Origin of the sequence: Maribacter sedimenticola (assembly GCF_900188415.1) — a bacterium.
GTDB classification, from domain to species: Bacteria; Bacteroidota; Bacteroidia; order Flavobacteriales; family Flavobacteriaceae; genus Maribacter; species Maribacter sedimenticola.
Genome location: NZ_FZNV01000008.1, coordinates 72,369 through 89,478, shown reverse-complemented (window position 1 = coordinate 89,478; position 17,110 = coordinate 72,369). Strand labels below are relative to the sequence as shown.

The 17,110-nt window shown below is 33.5% G+C and carries 18 protein-coding genes and 1 tRNA gene; 16 read left to right on the top strand and 3 right to left on the bottom strand.

The window, feature by feature from the left end:
* Positions 1-112: 112 nt before the first annotated feature.
* Positions 113-997: a GTPase Era gene (gene era, locus CHB68_RS16455; protein WP_089262669.1), complete on the bottom strand. Its 885-nt coding sequence runs from the start codon at positions 995-997 to the stop codon at positions 113-115.
* Positions 984-2,348: an alanine/glycine:cation symporter family protein gene (locus CHB68_RS16450; protein ID WP_089262667.1), complete on the bottom strand. Its 1,365-nt coding sequence runs from the start codon at positions 2,346-2,348 to the stop codon at positions 984-986. The genes era and CHB68_RS16450 overlap by 14 nt, the downstream gene beginning before the upstream one ends.
* Before the next feature lie 188 nt (positions 2,349-2,536).
* Here CHB68_RS16450 and CHB68_RS16445 point away from each other — a divergent pair.
* The 15 genes from CHB68_RS16445 to CHB68_RS16375 all read left to right on the top strand — a co-directional run bounded on the left by CHB68_RS16445 (position 2,537) and on the right by CHB68_RS16375 (position 13,711).
* Positions 2,537-2,609, top strand: a tRNA-Met gene (locus CHB68_RS16445).
* 691 nt (positions 2,610-3,300) lie between these two features.
* Positions 3,301-3,834, top strand: a complete 534-nt coding sequence (locus tag CHB68_RS16440) for a hypothetical protein (RefSeq protein WP_089262665.1) — start codon at positions 3,301-3,303, stop codon at positions 3,832-3,834.
* A 150-nt stretch (positions 3,835-3,984) separates the two neighbouring features.
* A complete protein-coding gene (locus CHB68_RS16435) occupies positions 3,985-4,533 on the top strand; it encodes a hypothetical protein (protein ID WP_089262663.1) in 549 nt (182 codons plus the stop codon).
* Positions 4,534-4,757: 224 nt separating this feature from the next.
* Positions 4,758-5,399, top strand: coding sequence for a DUF4304 domain-containing protein (locus tag CHB68_RS16430; protein ID WP_089262661.1), 642 nt, complete (start codon positions 4,758-4,760; stop codon positions 5,397-5,399).
* Positions 5,400-5,916: 517 nt separating this feature from the next.
* Positions 5,917-6,666 (top strand): helix-turn-helix domain-containing protein, encoded by a 750-nt coding sequence (locus tag CHB68_RS16425; RefSeq protein WP_089262659.1) that lies wholly within the window; start codon positions 5,917-5,919, stop codon positions 6,664-6,666.
* A gap of 32 nt (positions 6,667-6,698) precedes the next feature.
* Complete coding sequence (locus tag CHB68_RS16420) at positions 6,699-6,986, top strand: YdhR family protein (RefSeq protein ID WP_089262657.1); 288 nt, start codon at positions 6,699-6,701, stop codon at positions 6,984-6,986.
* Between the two features lie 41 nt (positions 6,987-7,027).
* Entirely contained in the window at positions 7,028-7,765 is a 738-nt protein-coding gene (locus CHB68_RS16415; protein WP_089262655.1) for a DUF3108 domain-containing protein, read from the top strand.
* 81 nt (positions 7,766-7,846) lie between these two features.
* Positions 7,847-8,308 carry a hypothetical protein gene (locus CHB68_RS16410; RefSeq protein ID WP_089262653.1) on the top strand — a complete coding sequence of 154 codons (462 nt, stop codon included), beginning with the start codon at positions 7,847-7,849 and terminating at the stop codon, positions 8,306-8,308.
* A gap of 147 nt (positions 8,309-8,455) precedes the next feature.
* Positions 8,456-8,995, top strand: a complete 540-nt coding sequence (locus CHB68_RS16405) for a hypothetical protein (RefSeq protein ID WP_089262651.1) — start codon at positions 8,456-8,458, stop codon at positions 8,993-8,995.
* 217 nt (positions 8,996-9,212) lie between these two features.
* On the top strand, positions 9,213-9,773 hold the full coding sequence (locus CHB68_RS16400) for a Crp/Fnr family transcriptional regulator (protein ID WP_089262649.1): 561 nt from the start codon (positions 9,213-9,215) through the stop codon (positions 9,771-9,773).
* Positions 9,774-9,858: 85 nt separating this feature from the next.
* Entirely contained in the window at positions 9,859-10,497 is a 639-nt protein-coding gene (locus tag CHB68_RS16395) for a hypothetical protein (protein WP_089262647.1), read from the top strand.
* A 2-nt stretch (positions 10,498-10,499) separates the two neighbouring features.
* The gene (locus CHB68_RS16390) at positions 10,500-11,210 is read left to right on the top strand and encodes a class I SAM-dependent methyltransferase (protein WP_089262645.1); all 711 of its coding nucleotides are present in this window, start codon (positions 10,500-10,502) and stop codon (positions 11,208-11,210) included.
* Positions 11,211-11,488: 278 nt separating this feature from the next.
* Positions 11,489-11,863 carry a hypothetical protein gene (locus CHB68_RS16385; protein WP_089262643.1) on the top strand — a complete coding sequence of 125 codons (375 nt, stop codon included), beginning with the start codon at positions 11,489-11,491 and terminating at the stop codon, positions 11,861-11,863.
* Between the two features lie 207 nt (positions 11,864-12,070).
* On the top strand, positions 12,071-12,907 hold the full coding sequence (locus CHB68_RS16380; protein ID WP_089262641.1) for an SGNH/GDSL hydrolase family protein: 837 nt from the start codon (positions 12,071-12,073) through the stop codon (positions 12,905-12,907).
* Positions 12,908-13,087: 180 nt separating this feature from the next.
* Entirely contained in the window at positions 13,088-13,711 is a 624-nt protein-coding gene (locus tag CHB68_RS16375; RefSeq protein ID WP_089262639.1) for a hypothetical protein, read from the top strand.
* Between the two features lie 269 nt (positions 13,712-13,980).
* On the opposite strand, the gene CHB68_RS16370 is transcribed toward CHB68_RS16375, so the two are convergent.
* Entirely contained in the window at positions 13,981-16,233 is a 2,253-nt protein-coding gene (locus CHB68_RS16370; protein WP_089262637.1) for an FUSC family protein, read from the bottom strand.
* A gap of 147 nt (positions 16,234-16,380) precedes the next feature.
* Between CHB68_RS16370 and CHB68_RS16365 the strand changes: the two genes are divergently transcribed.
* Positions 16,381-16,884 carry a hypothetical protein gene (locus CHB68_RS16365; RefSeq protein WP_089262635.1) on the top strand — a complete coding sequence of 168 codons (504 nt, stop codon included), beginning with the start codon at positions 16,381-16,383 and terminating at the stop codon, positions 16,882-16,884.
* Positions 16,885-17,110 lie beyond the last annotated feature (226 nt).

The following is a 17,110-nucleotide window of genomic DNA, read 5'->3' as shown; positions in this document are numbered from 1 at the left end:
CATAAATAAAATTTAAAATATAACTTACTAAATATTAGACATTAATATAAACCTAATTAAAAGTTAATAATTAAAGTTTCTTCGAAAAGAACTAATTAATTATGAAATCTTCTTAGCTATTATATCCAAAGCGTTTTAATTGACGTGCGTTACTACGCCAATTTTTGTTCACTTTTACATAAAGTTCAATATGGACCTGTTTGCCAAAAAACTTCTCCAAGTCTTTTCTAGCCTCTATCCCTACTTTTTTTAAGGCAGAACCTTTATGACCAATGATAATACCTTTCTGAGAATCGCGTTCAACCATTATTACGGATCGCATTCTAATAATATCCTCATCTTCAAAAAACTCTTCGGTCTCGATTTCTACGGCATAGGGTATCTCCTTTTTGTAGTTTAACAGGATTTTTTCGCGTATGGTCTCGTTTACAAAAAAGCGTTCCGGTTTATCCGTTAATTGGTCTTTTGGATAGTAAGCGGGCGAGTTGGGCAACAATTCTATAATGCGCTCAAAAACACCTTTAATATTAAAATTTGATAGCGCTGAAATAGGATGCAACTCTACATTGGGCAACATTTGCTGCCAATACTGCACCTGTTCTTCCAATAGCTCCTGCGTGGCGGTATCCACTTTGTTCAACAATAACAAAACAGGAATCTTACTGTTCTTTATTTTCTCGAAAAAAGCTTCATCCTTTAGCGCCTTTTCACCTATTTCTACCATATACAACAAGACATCCGCATCTTCGAATGCAGATTTCACAAAATCCATCATGCTGCTCTGCAACTCATAGGCCGGCTTTATGATACCTGGAGTATCCGACAATATCATTTGAAAATCGTCACCATTGACGATTCCCAAAATTCGGTGTCTTGTAGTCTGTGCCTTTGAAGTAATTATTGATAACTTCTCCCCTACGAACGCATTCATTAATGTGGATTTGCCCACATTGGGATTACCGATAATGTTTACAAATCCTGCCTTATGCTCTGCCATCTTTTAATTTAATTAGGTATTTCTTCATTTCCGCATTAACCTTGGGAGCCAACAAAAGTACGGCAATCATATTGGGAATTACCATAAGTGCGTAAGACAAATCAATTAAATTCTTTACCAAATTCAATGAAGCTACCGCTGCAAATACAATCATGATTACAAAATACCAATTGTACAGTTTGCCAATTTTGGCATTGGTCAAAAACGAAAGGGATTTTACGCCATAGTATGAATAGGTAAATAGTGTAGATAATGCAAAGGCGGTAACAATGACCATTAATAACACATCTCCCCAACCAAAAAGTGTAGTTTCAAAAGCGGACAAGGTCATTACAATGCCACTGACATCTTCCAAGTAGGCCCCACTCAATATAATGACTATAGCCGTAAACGTACAAACCAAAATCGTATCTATAAAAGGACCCAACATTGCAACCAGCCCTTCCCTTATGGGCTCATCATTCTTAGATTGCCCATGGTACATTGGTGCACTACCCAAACCTGCCTCATTGGAAAACATGGCCCTGCGCACACCAATAATCACCAAACCCCAGAAACCACCGGTTGCGGCAGATTTCAAGTCCCATGCCTGGCTGATGATCATTTTTAACGAAGGCAGGATCATTTCCGAATTTAAAGCCATGACCACTACAACCGCTACTAGATATAGCGCCACCATAAAAGGTACTATAGCAGATGCAACTTTGGCAATTTTTGTGAGTCCGCCAAAAATAACAAAAGAGGTTACAATGGCCAGAACAATGCCAATAGTCCATTTCCAATTTTCATCTCCCATATCAAGAATTGTAGTTGAGGGCTCTACCACACTCATAAAGGTTTCCGTAAACTGGTTTGCCGTAAATACGCCCAGAAAACCAAATAGTCCACATACGGCAAAAAAGGTTGCCAAAGGACGGGCCTTCTCCCCCAAACCTTTAGTAATATAATACATAGGGCCTCCTTGTAACTTACCATCAGAATCAGTACCCCTATACATTATAGATAAGCTACAGGAATAAAATTTTATACACATACCGATCAATGCGGTCATCCAAATCCAAAACACAACCCCCGGACCACCATCATGTATAGCAATTGCCACCCCCGAAATATTACCCAAACCAACTGTGGCCGCCACAGCGGATGATAATGCCTGGAACGAACTTACTTCGCCTACAGAGTTTGCGTTGTCATATTTACCAGCTGTAATCGCTACGGCATGACCAAAAAAACGGTATGGCATAAACTTAGAATAAAAGACCAGAAAAAGTCCGCCCCCAATAAGTAAAAGAAACATTGGCCATTCCGTATAAGGTAATGCACTGGCAATAAAATCGTTGATCGTCTCCATAAATTGCTTAAAATTCGAAGTTATGGATTTTAAGTTTTTTAGTGGCAGGTGCACCAAAAAAGATTCTTTAAATAAGTTTTGAAAATAGAATAAATTGGTTGTATATTTGTCGCCCGTTACAAATAGTAGCGCTCATCTTGTCAGGGTAATGAACTGAGGTTGAAAAACAAGATAGATGAAACCCATATCGCGGGGTAGAGCAGTAGGTAGCTCGTCGGGCTCATAACCCGAAGGTCGCTGGTTCGAGTCCAGTCCCCGCTACTAAGTAACAAAATCTACGGTTTAGCTTTCGCTAGACCGTTTTTTTTATGCCTAATTTCAAAAAGTTGCCCACCTTTGAATACAGTAATGAATATGAAAGTGCATATGATTCATAAGACGAAACTTTACTGTCCCTAAAATATATGCCGCCAATGGTGATCTTTCAATGCAGTGGTAAACCTATTTTTCGTTACATGACCCTAAAAACCGGAAAGTTGTAGCGTTAAACGCCCTTTTAGAGGGACGCGAATAAATATAAGCACAAGAAAGATAGAATGACCGTATTAAGCCCTACCCTATTAAAGGAACTTCGCACTTATTACAAGAAATACAAATCCAAAGGTCTTTATTTTTTAGACCCAAAATAGAAGGCCTATACGGTATCCTACGGATTGAAACTGATTTCCATGGCCGCCATAAGAGTGGGAACCCATAAAAAGTAGCTCCCCGCATATGCTCAAGCACAGTTTTACCACACACCTTATGGAAGACGGCATATACAAGTATTATTGGGTCATAGTTCTACCAAAACAACAGAAATTTACACCCATTGGCAGAATCCTCCTTTAATGGTATAAAAAATCTTTTATCTTAGTTCCGCATATGAAATATATATAGATCATATGATCTATATTCTTACGTTGTGCAACATTAGAAAAAACCGATATGAAAAAAAACAGCCCTAATCTTATTGTTACTAATTTCAATAAAAACATTTTCTCAAAAGTGTAAAACCGACAAAGACCCATTTACAAATGAGAAAATAACATCATTTGATTTTTATAATAAAACTGTTTATTTTGAAATAAAAAATGACTCGATAAGATTTGACATTAAGTTTAGCTATTGGGGAGAAAGAAAGCATGAATTTCCTGAAGGAACTGAAATATTAGTTAAACTTGAAAACGGCTCTAAAATTGAACTAAAAACAATAAAACAATCCAAACCAAAAATTGAAAATATTACATCTTCATCTAACGGACCTTTTTTCCCTGGATTTGGTGGCGGGTTTAACACAACAAGTTCTGAAAACTTTACAGCTTATTCTTTTACATTTTTATTAAACAATTCGGAATTGAAAAGTTTGACTAAATCTAAAATTGATATTATTAGAATTCCAGATACAGACGAAGGAGAACATGTTGACCTAGAAGCAAAAGGAAAAACAAAACAGAAAATAAAAGCAATTAAAAAAGGTGCAACTTGCATAAGTGAAAATATATAACGTTGCACAACACCGTGTATAATTCATTGCTAGTACTAGCCAACTTACGAAAATCCTCGCGGATTTTCTATTCGGTTTGTATTTGCTAATTTAGTTGCTGAAACACGCAACGAAATCATACACAAAACCGTTAGCAAATATTATAATCAAATGAAAAAAATACTCTTAATAGTTCTACTAACATTTTTCAAAATAGGCTATTCTCAAGATTTTGAAAAATTGTATAAAAAAGTAAGCAACTTCGAATCTCAAGAAGAATATGATAATGTAGATTCCGATATTCAAAATGCTGTTGATTATTTATTAAATCGACCTTACAAAGAAGAAACAAAAAAATACTACTATGCACACAAATCCTTAATCACTTGGATGGATGGAACTTCCAACTATCGAATAATAATAGGTGGTAAATTAATGGATATAATTGATGAAAAATCATACCTGAAAAATATTTATATGGCTTCAATGACTAAATATTTACTGAATGAACATCTAAATAACAATAGATATGTACATCCCGAAAAACAGGAGGGAATTAAATTTATAGACTTACCCGAAGTTCAAGAAATACTATTTAAAGGCGGTGAGATTTTTATGGAATATTTGGATAAAAATGACATGTCACTCTTGAATAAAAATTTAAAAAAAGCTTTAAAACAGTATAAAAAAGGTGAATTAAGAAGTTTTATGTTTGAATAGAACCAAAAAACATTTGCTAACACAACCTAAACGTAATGCGGACTTTTGGGCCAAACGTAAAGGTCAGTATATATTTATAAAGTCGCTAAATCTTATGGGTTTAGCTTTGGACAGGAAAAAATAAATCAAAACAAAAAGATTTTGCTATGTGCGTGGCGGAAAGCAAACGCTAGTTTGCTCCCGTACTGTTCATAGCTAAACCGTTGTAAACCATTTCCACTCTAATGAAAACTAATGCTGAATTAAAATTTGAAGAAATAATAAAAACTTGTTTTCATGAAGAATTAAAACCGCTCGGATTCAAAAAAAAATCCAACAACTTTTACAAAGGTTTATCGGAATTCGGACATATAATTAATATTCAGAAAACTATGTTTGGTTCAAAGGATAGAATTTCCTTCACAGTTAATACCGGACTCTTTTCTAATGTATTTTGGAAAGCACGATTTAACTTCAAGAATGAGTCTAATCCACCTAAATATCCGACAGAACCAGTTTGCGTGGTTAGAAAAAGAATTGGACAGTTTTTAGACGGAAATGACAAATGGTACGAAATTGAAGAGAATACCGACACGACTAAAATAAAACATGAACTCGTGCATGTCTTAAAAACAAAAATTTTACCTTTTTTCTCAAAGGTGGACAATGATTTTAACCTAATTGATTTCCTAGAAAACGAGTATAAAGACTATGACGTGAATTTGCTTAAGTTTATAATGTATGGAGAATATCGAATGATAAGCAAACTAGAAAAATTATACCCAGAATATATAGACCAAAGCCCTGAAGTTCATAAAAAGGGAATCAATAAGTTGGCGGAGAAATACGGTATAAAAAATAAAAACGGTTTACAACACCGGCTATAATTCAGCGTAGCGACAGTGCAAAAACCGAAAGTAAAACATATATTTAAGTTGATTTCTCTGCGGAATAGTCCTGCGGACGATTCCACACCGAAATCATAGCCAAACCGATGATGTTGCATTCTCCTACGTCGACCCTATGTGCTACATCTCGTACCTCGATTCCCGCACAAAGGGAAATGCAACATCATCGCAGCGCTATGTCAGATCACATAAAACCGTAGGATAAGGGTATCTTTTCTAAGTACGACGCTTAACGGAAGAAAATAACCCAACATATCCAGTCACTATATGTAATTTATTCATAACTGTTTATTTATTAACGAATTCATGTGTTCGCTACGCTCGGAAGGACCGCCATATTTTATTCCCAATACCGTCGAAAACCAAAAAGGGTTTTCACTATATTTCCATAAAATATCGCGGACTACACATAGCGCCGCGTTGTACATAATTAATTGAAAATCGAATTAATAAACGTAAACAAACAAGAAGCAACAAATATTAAATAGAGTTTTGGATGATTTACTCTCAACAACAACCACATCAAAATCTTAAAGATTATATAAGGTGTTACTGGAAAATTGAAAATAAGAATGAGAATTATCAGCAGTATACAATATTTCCTGATGGCTTTTTCGATTTATTAATTTGCTATCATAATGACAATCTACAAAATGTGTTTTTATCTGGTCTATGGAATCATAAAACCAATGTAGTTATCTCACCTGAAACTACAATATATGGAGTACAGTTTAGATTGCTTGCTGTCGAAAATATAATTAAAGAGAATATTAGTTTACTTCTTAATGAAATAAAACAAATAGATAAAACTTATTTAAGACTTGATGAGTTTAATAAAAATAGCGATGATTGGTTATTTGAATACCTCAACAGCTGTTTGTTAGCGTCTATTAAAGAAAAAGAGAGAATTGATTCCAGAAAATCAGTTCTTTTAAAATCTATTAATCAAACAAAAGGAAATAAAACAGTTGAATATTATTCGCAAAAAGCGAATTGGTCGAAACGACAAATAAATAGATATTTTCAATCTACTTTTGGACTTTCCTTAAAAAGTTATTGCAATATCCGAAAAGGTGCTATCACATATAGCCAGATAAAAAACGGAGAGTTATATCCTTTAGAAGGTTATTTTGATCAATCACATTTTATTAAAGAAATAAAGAAAATAACAGGATTTACACCTTCTACTTTGCTAAAAAATGAAAACGACCGATTTTTACAATTTTCCATCATCAAAAATAAATAGATTGCGATTTTAAAAATCAAAATCTAATTATTATGGTATTACAAATTATTAAGTTGAAATCGGATTTACCAGAAGATGAGTTACTAAAAAGAGCAAAAGAAAGAGAATCTAATTTTAAATCTATCTCAGGTCTTCTACAAAAATACTATGTAAAAACAAGTAAAGACGGAGAATATGGAGGAGTATACGTTTGGGACTCTCTACAATCTCTAAAAAAATACCAAGAATCTGATTTAGCCAAAAGTATTCCATCAGCCTACGCTATTAATGATGCGCCAAATATTGAAATTATGGATATTATTTTCCAATTAAGAGATTAACTAATAATCTATGCCTAAAAGCGCATATAAAACATAAACAAATGAAAAACACCCTTTACATTTTACTATTTATTTTCGGAGCCTCAGTTCAATTATTTAGTCAAGAAACTTTATTGAGTCCGTTAAATAATACTGTTAATGAACAACTAATAAACTCTGAAACATCAAAGATGTCTTGGTTTATGCTTCAAGATACTCTCAAAATTCAAATAGGAACTATACAAACTCAAATTCAGAAAGAAAAAGAGAAAATATATATTATCACAACCGTCAGCATGAAACAGTCACCAACCAAATGGATTGACAGTACAATAGTTGAAAATAAAACATTTAAACCCATATATCATTCTTCATTTAATCAACAAAGAGATATGATATTAGAATTTGGAGAAAAAATTACAGGCTATTATTTAGATAAACAAACTGACAAAAAAACAGAAATTTTAGAAAAAGAAGATAAACCTTTTTTTGACAGTAATTTTTATCCACAATTAATAAGATTACTTCCTCTAAAAAATGGTTACTCAAATACTATTTCGATTTTTGACTATAATCCTAATTCTAAAATTGGAGTAATAACTGCAACAATTAAAAACACAGAAGAGACAAGCATCAATTTTAATGGCAAAAAGACTCAAGTATGGAAAGTTGAAACTACTGATGATATTTCAGATAATACCGCAATAATGAACTATTTCATAGATAAATCAACAAGAAAGATTTTGAAACAAGAAATAGATTTTGGTGGTAGAATAATGTTGATGGAATTAGTAGAATAAAGTAACAGCAAAATTTACAACACCTTATAAAAATAATTGTGGTTTAGTACTTAATCAAAGTCGTTATTTGCAATTTGAGAAATGGAAATAATAATCACTAAAGGTAAAAATAGAAATACCTTAATTTGTAAAAGAAAAGATGGAACAATAACAAGTGTAAATCTTGGACCAGATATCCCGTATCATGATATTGCTCACTATGTTGTTGAAAAAGGATTCAAACTGGAAAATGGTTTTTACGGAAAGGTTAAATCTGGAATGACAATAGAAGAATTATCCGATAAAAAAATAATTCAAAATTTGGGCTCTGAAACTTGGCTATCAGAAATTATGGCGAGAAATCTTCAATCCATTGGTTCTGGTGCAGCAAAAACAGAACAATACATTGAATTAGTAAATTGGGAATCTAAAAATATCAGTGGAATTAGAGTTCCGATTATGAACTTATCAGCTATTGAAAAAATGAAATCGGAATTTGACCAACTTTGCAAAAAGTGGAATTTGATTCCTGAACACGGAGAGTTAAAACTGATTTTAGAATAAAAACTATGTCTAACAACATGTATAATTTATTGCTAGTTCTAGCCTACTTACGAAAATCCTCGCGGATTTTCTATTCGGTTTTTTATTTACTAAATTAGGTGCTTAACCACGCATCAAACCATATACAAACACGTTGGCAACAATTTAATGAGACCAGAGAACATCGACATTAACGAAAAGCATTTTTTAGCTTCTTTTAGATATAATAAAAGTAAGCCGGAAGATTTCGGGTTGAGAAAAGTTGACGGAACAGAACATTTTGTTGACAAAAAAGGGAATTTATGGATGAATGAAATCCTATGGGATTCTGGTTGGGGAAATGAATACGGATTTGTAAAATTACCAGAACCGAATTTTGACCAATTGTGGACTTTATTAACGAAATCGAATATTGAGGTTAATCTGTTAGGTTCGGCTGAATTACTTACTCGATATCCAAATGAACTAAAAACAAAACTTCAAGAACTATTTAGTCGGAATGAAAAGATTGACCGTAAATTAACCAAAAGGCTTGCTCACTTGGAATTAGTAAATCATGTTACGAATTACTCTGAAATGAAAGGCAAAAGGCCTGAAGAAGTGGATTCTGATTATCGAGAATGGAAAAAGCTAAAAGATGATTTTGATAAGCTAAAAACAGAAAGTATAATTAGCCGAATAAAAAAAACTGTTGCCAACAAAACCTAAAAGTAATGCGGAGTTTAAGGCAAAAAAGAAAGGTCTGTGTATATTTATGAAGTCGCTAAATCTGTTGGATTTAGCTTTGGACAAAACAAAAAACAAATCAAAACCAAAAGCTTTAGCTTAGCGCGTAGCTGGAAATCCGTCGGATTTCTGCCCCGCAATAATCATAGCCCAGGCGTTGGCATTAATTTTGAAGAAACATTGAGAGACAATTAAACTAATGGATAAATCGATTTCGAAATTTCTAAATAAAGCAGGAAAGTTTTCCGAAAAGGAATCGATACTTCTAAAACAAGAACTTCAATTTAAAGAATTAAAAAAAGGAGATATTCTACTTGAAAAAGGGAAAGTTTGCTCTTCATTATGTTTTATTGTTTCAGGCAGCTTTTATCAATACAGCATAGATTCCGGTTTTAATAAGAATATCATCGACCTAAATATTGCTAATGATTGGGTAATAAATCACAAAAGTTTTACTTCAAGAAAACCATCGGAATGTTCCATTCAAGCTTTTGAAGACAGTTCTTTCTATGAAATTTCTATAGATGCAATACATAAGCTGATTGCTCAATCACAGTCTTTTCTTCAGATGGGAAAAATTCTAGAAGAATCTACTTCACGAATAGATTTTTTTGATAATAATTTTTCACCTGATGAGAAGTATAATTATATAATAACAAACAAACCTAACCTTCTTCAAAAATTTCCACAAACAATCATAGCTTCATACCTTAAAATGACGCCAGAAACATTGAGTAGAGTTAGAAAAAGATTTATCTAAAATTAATTTGTTTCTTGATCTCAATCAAGTGCTATTTTTTCATATTCCTTTGATATTTGTCCTTAAATAAAATATCAAAATAATAATGGAAACAAATTTTTACAAAAGCACGGGAATTTCACTAACTGTTGGCTCTTTTTTAGCTATCACAACAATGATGTTACACCCATCAGGAGGTAACATTGAGCATATTACTCAAATGTCTACACCATTAAAGATAACACACGCATTAGCAATCTTTTGTTTACCATTCATTCTGTTTGGTTTTTATGGTCTAACCTTTAAGCTTTCAGACAAATGGAAGTTATCATCTTTAGCTTTTATCATAATTGCATTCGGACTTTTCTCAGCAATGCTAGCAGCACTTTTTAATGGTTTAGTCTTACCTAATTTTTTTGGTCAATATTCAGAAAACCTTGAACAGAATATTACAACTATAAAACCTATAATTAATTATGGTTTTGCTGTAAATAAAGCTTTGGACTATGTATTTATAATTTCATTTTGTACTGCGATAAGTATTTATTCTTTAATTATGATTAAATCAAAAAAACTACCTAAATGGATTGGATATTTTGGTATTGTAATTTTAATTTTTGCGATAATCGGTGCAACTACGAATTTTGTATTTACAAGTCTTACAGGTTTCAGAATATTTGTCTTTAGTATCGCAGGTTGGATTTTATGTTCAGGAATATCATTAATTCAATATAACAAGGAATAGCTATGAGCAATGAGAAAATCAAAAAGGCCTATAATGAATTAGCTGAAAGCTATAACAGATTAATAGAACACAAACCTCATAATGCTTATTACGATAGACCTAATACATTGAATTTACTTAAAGAAGTAAAAAACAAATCGGTTCTTGATGCAGCTTGTGGACCTGGTAAATATGCAGAAATCTTACTTTCAAAAAATGCGCAAGTAACTGGGTTCGATTTTAGTTCAGAGATGATAAAATTTGCAAAGCAAAGAAACAAGAATCAAGGAACATTCTTTGTCCACGATTTATGTGAGCCTTTGACAATGATAGAAGACAAATCCTTTGACTTTGTCCTGTGCGCATTGGCTTTGCATTACCTAGAAGATTGGGACTTAACAATTAAAGAATTCCATAGAGTTCTCAAAAATAATGGTCAATTAATCATCTCAATCGAACATCCTTTTTTTGAATATAATTATTATAAATCGACCGAATACTTTAAAACAGAAGCTGTTAACTGTGTTTGGTCTGGTTTTGGTAATCCAATTGAAATTAATAGTCACAGAAGACCACTACACGATTGTATTGCACCACTAACAGAAAACGGATTTTATATTGACAAATTAGTAGAACCAAAACCTTTGAAGGAATTTGAAGAATTAGACCAAAAACATTATAAAGAACTCAATGAATTTCCAGCTTTTATGTGCATTAGAGCGGTCAAAAAATAAGAAACTATTGCGGAAAAAACTAATGACAACAAAACCTATAAACAATACGGGTTTCAGTCTTAATCGAAAGGTTTGCGTATTTTTATGATGTTCGCAAAATCTTTGGGATTTCGCTTTGACACAAAAAAAGAAAAAACAAAACCAAAAGATTTCGCTATGTGCTTAGCGGAAAGTAAACGCTAGTTTGCTCCCGTACTGTTCATAGCTCAAGCGTTAGCTACAACTTAAAAAAATACAATGTCAAAATCAAATTATATCCTTTATTGATAATAAACTTAATGTCAATACTTTCTTGTGGCGACAGAAAACCAGAAAATGAAATTGTCGGGAAATGGTCTGCTAAGTATATTATTTTAGACACAACAGAATTTTTAGGATATTTAGATAGTAAACTATCTTATATTGTAAAGCCAGCAATATTTAGTAAAAATGGTAAATTAATTATTTTTCTGGAGCATGAAAACAGAAAGAATATAGTGGCTAATTATATTATTAGGGGAACCGATTCGATAGTGATTAAGTCAAATATTGATTTAATGAACGGACAATATAAAATTGAAATAACGGACGAAAAAGGTAAAAGAATTATGAAATTGAAAGCACCAAACAAGCAAATGTATTTTCAACAACTTTTTGGAAGTATTAGTCTGTAAAAACAAATAAAGCAGTAGCTAACAAAGGCTAAACGTAATGCGGACTTTAGGGCAAAACCGAATGGTCTGTGTATATTTATAATGTCGCTAAATTGAAAATTACGCGTTAGCGAAATATTCAAATTTAGCTTTGGACAAGAAAAGAAAACTAAACCTTTCTGCCGGCAGGAAGGCCTTAAGCTTTAACTCAACCGTTACCTATAATTTATGAAAAACATTCTGCTAATCATTTTAGCTTTTACAATTATTAGTTGTAACTCTCAAAAAAAACAATCATCCCAACAGTTGAATGTCTTGTTCATTGGAAATAGTTTGACTTATTTTTACGATATGCCTCAAACGCTTCAAAAAATGTTGGATGAAACCAATCCCAACATAAAAATTGACCAAATGACAAATCCTGGACAATCTTTATCTGGACATTTAACTGACATTGTAACCTTAAGAACAGAGAACGGAATTAGCGTTCGGAAAAAAGAAGATGGCGAAATCACAGAAACGGAAATAAAGTTAAAAGAAAAAAAATGGGACATTATTATTCTACAAACTGGGACTGTAAGTGTCCTTATTCCTGAAAACAGGGAACTAAAAGTTAATAAAGCAGTTTTAGATATCAAATATTTGGCAGACAATCCTAATTGCGAATTTATATTGTTCAATACTTGGCCTTCAAAAAAGGAATATCCAAAACAATATTGTTATGAATCTAGAATGATTGACATATCAATTGAAAAGGATAAGTGTTGTTCGCCAAAGATTGAAAATTTAGAACAAGAAATTAAACTGATTAACGAATCTTATGATTTAGTTGCAGAAAAAAATGGAATTAAGAAATCCGACAACGGAACTAAATACTATGAAATCCTAACCGAATATCCAGATATTGAACTTTACGATGATGATAGTCATCCAAATGCGAACGGTTCTTTTTTAAATGCTTGTGTTTTCTATCAAATGCTGACTCACAAAAAAGCAATTGATTTAAAATACATTGGAGCAATTGAATCAAAAACAGCGGAATTATTAAAGAGAATAGCAGAATAAAAACTACAGGTAACAACACCTACAATTAATTCCGGTCGGATTTTACCTTGAGAAAATCCACACATATTTAATACATTTAGTCTGCGGGCCGAAATCCTGTCGGATTTCACACCGCAACTTTTCATAGCTTAGCCGTTGTGGCGCATTTGGAAAAAAAGAAAACTGCTGATAACAACACTTATGATTTTCAAAACTACTAATGGTCAACAATTGGATGGAAAATGGATCCTGAAAGAAGTTGGCTATAAGGAATTCAAAAAAAATCCCGGACTTCAAATTCTAAATTTTGAAACTAATAAAGCAGGACTTTTTACCAATTTGCAATTGACAAAATCTGAATTGGATTTAAACGTAAAAGATAATACGCTAATTCTCGAAAATGGAGAAAAATATGCGGATTTAAAGTTGCTCAATGAAAACTTTTTGAGACTTCTAGTGAATGGAACTTTTAACGATGATAACGTTATTATTGAAATGGACTTTGTAAGACTTCTACCCACTAAGACGGACTTAAGCCAGGAAGAAATTGAAAGCTTAAATTTTGAATTTCAAGTAGAAGGTAAATCAAAAACCAAAATAGCTTTCAACAAAGAACTGTGGGATAAGAAAAAATTGAAAGAATTGGAATGGAAAGAAGGTTCGAAATGGATAATAGAAAAATTAGAATCAACTTATTTTATTTCCATATTTAAACGAGGAAGAAAAGGAGTCACTTTACCAATTAGTGAGGTAAATGAAAATGTTTTGAAATTCTATGGTGTCCCGAATGAAACTGGAGAAGTTGTAGCTACTCGGACGGAATAAATACGCACTGCAACAAAACTTTTAAACATTACGGGATTGGGGCTTAAAACCAAAGGTTCGTATATTTTTTTAATGCCCGCCAAATCTTTAGAATTTTGCTCTGGACCGTCAATGAATAAACAAGAAAACCCATTGGCTGACACCGTATATAATTTATGGCCAGTTCTAAGCTACTTTCGATAATCGACGCGAGATATAATACCTTAAATACCAATTAAACCCCTTAAGACTTCATTGAATATGAAGAAAAAAAATGATTACCCATCAACCTATTCCTGTACCGTAGTTTTTACATAGTGTTCCGTTGTTTTTTGTAAATTTTCCGAAAGCGATTTGAGCCAAATTATATGGTTTGAAATTAAATACGCTTCTTGGAGTCCGTGCAAGGTATCCGTATCCATTGTAGTTTTGCCTAGGCTAATTTCCTCATCACGTCTATTAGATAATTGAACATACTTGTCCAGTAATTTTTCCTCAGCGTCCATTAATGCCTCTGTAGGTACATTTTTGGATGCACTACCCTGTTCCAAAATTTCATATGCAATACCAAGGGTACTAGAGATTCTATGGAATAAACGCTGTAACTCCGAAGATGCGGGTGTGGTTTTATGATTGACCACAAAATTACCTATGCCGGCAATTGCGGAAAGAATAGCTTGGTTCAAGGTTACCATCTCATATAACAGTTGAAAATTTTTCTGTTTTGATTTTGGATCTTGGGTCAACCGTTGAAACGAGGCATTTAAATTACCAATGGCCAAAAAGGCTTCCTTTCTTGCCACATTATAGGCCAATTTATGCGTAGCGGTATCCGTATAAAATTTTTGCATTGCCAAGAGATAACCATTGTTGGTTTTAAACGCATTTAACAACACTTGTTTAAAATTATCCGCTTCCCAACTAGGGAATATCGTATAATTGGCCACCACCGCAATAATGGCGCCCAATACGGTATCTATTACGCGGTATTGGATTACTTCAAAAGCATTGGGGTTTATCAGTGAATACACGAATACAATGCTGATAGTAATTAAAGCGGCCGCAAACTTATAATTCCTCTGTATCAAGGAAAAGGCCAAAATCAAGGAAACAAATGCCAAAACGGCATACACAATTGTATTTTGGGTCAACACAACTACCCCTATCGCGAACAAGGCCCCTATGAGCGTTCCTATAATCCTATCTGTAGAACGTGTCTTTGTAAGACCGTAACTTGGCCGCATAATAACCACAATGGTCAAGAGAATCCAATAGGTATTCTGTATATCCAAAAAATACCCCAACAGATACGCAAACAAAAGCGCTACGCTGAACCGGAATGCATGCCTAAACAAGGTAGATTTAAAACTTAAATTTTGGGTCAATACCTTAAAACCAAATTCTTGATTGGTCAAAAAATAAGCAGAGTCCTTTTTTTTCAAGGATAGGCCCGGGGTATTCTTTACATTCGCCATAATACGCCGTACAACCCTAATTTCGGCTACCAATCGCTCTTGATAATCAAAAATTGTCTTAAGGGTCAACGCACCTTCCCTTGCGGCCGGCAAACCTATTTCCGCAATATATGAGGCAATTGTTTTGTTGCCTTTTTCCAATGCGTTCAGCAACACATGTTTATTTGGAATTTTATCTTTCTGGATCAATAGTTCCGCAAGGTGGATAAGATGATTGCCCAAAATGTAGTTGACCTCTTTAAAAGGTAGTAGATAGTTGCGATGTTCCGCATGAATACTATGAACCACTTTATTATTGATATGCATTGCTTCTATAAGCTCGAATATATTTACCGAAGCACGCAACATTAGCAATTGTTTTTCCTCATAAGGGGAAAGTCCCGAACGCTTACGTTGGGTGAGTAAAATTTCCCGCAAGGTTTCTTGTTTATCGTTTATCTGATTTTGAAGAAAAAATGATTCCCGTAAAAGTTCTTCCTGTTGGTCATTACCTGCCCATAATTGGGTACGTAACCTTAAATAAGTTCCTAATGCTTGTAAGGTGTCGGATAGTAATTGGTTTTGATCTTTCTCCGGAGCCAATTTTTGAAAAATTAGGGAAACCGCCAAATACCACAAACCGCCTACACCCATTAAGCCTACTTGAATAAAAATTTCCAAAGGTGTTTCCTTTTGGATAGCAAATGCCAATACCATGGACAAAAGACCTGAAAAAGAAAGTAAGGACGCCCTAAATCCATAAACGGCAATTAATGAGACCATAAAGGAGACAGCGGCAATAACCAATACTAAAATGAAAAATATAGGTTTTGCAAATAAGACCAATAGTGTAACGAGCATTGTCAACACAATACTAATAAGTATGGCATTTACCCTCCTTGTAGCACTACCCGGTACATCACTTGGGGCATTTAACAACACTCCTACTACAATTGCGGGCGCATATTCAAAATACCCCACTGCGTAAAGAATGGCAAATGGCACAATAATACCCACACCCAACCTTAGCCCTCGGTCAAAACTTGAGCTTTTAAAAAACAACTCCAACTGCGTAAGTTTCTCCTTCACTAATTACAGATTTACGATGTAAAGTTAGGCATGATTATCCTGATATAATGATCCTTACCCACCTTAATAATGATACCAGTCAATTATCTAATTGATAGGGTCTTTCTCTGCATAAAATATGCTTTAAATTTCCAATAGAAACTAAAAATGAAAACAATCATGATCAAATATGCAATAAGCACCATTGCGGTTACACTCATTATGGCATCCTGTTCCAGTTCCAAACAAACGGTTGCCACTGATCCCGGTTCTTCTACTTCTACAACAGAAGTAACCACTAACACCGCGAAGACACAAGCTCCCGAAGTCCCTACGGATATGGAAAATACGGATAACACGCCCGGTCATTTAAATGTTAGCCCGGCTGCCCAAGCCAATGGTTCTACCGGTGCAATGAACAACCAATTGGCAAAATCAAGCTCAACAGAAAGCCTGGAAAACGACAAAACGTTATTTGCCACATTAGGAATGACAAAAGATCAAATCAACACCTATAATGCGGCAATGGACAGATTTAAGAAACAGCAAAAAAATATGGCCAGTGGAGAAATGATGGGTTCCATAGATAGTGAACGTAAAAGGCAATTAGAGGAAATACTTACTACGGAACAATATGATATGTATAAAAAATTGGCAAAAAGCGGTAACTAATGCACCTTATTTTACAATTGAAAAAGAAAATTTAATATTGAATACCGTAAACGGTTTGTGACAACACAAACCGTTTTTGTATTTGACCCATTTAGAAATACCAACAAAATAAGGGTATTATGTAATTTTTATAATTCATTACGGAATACCGTAAAAATTTTAAAATTTTAGCACTTAGGTTTGGGGCGTAAATTCTACATATAATTTTGGCCATCCTACTGAAAAA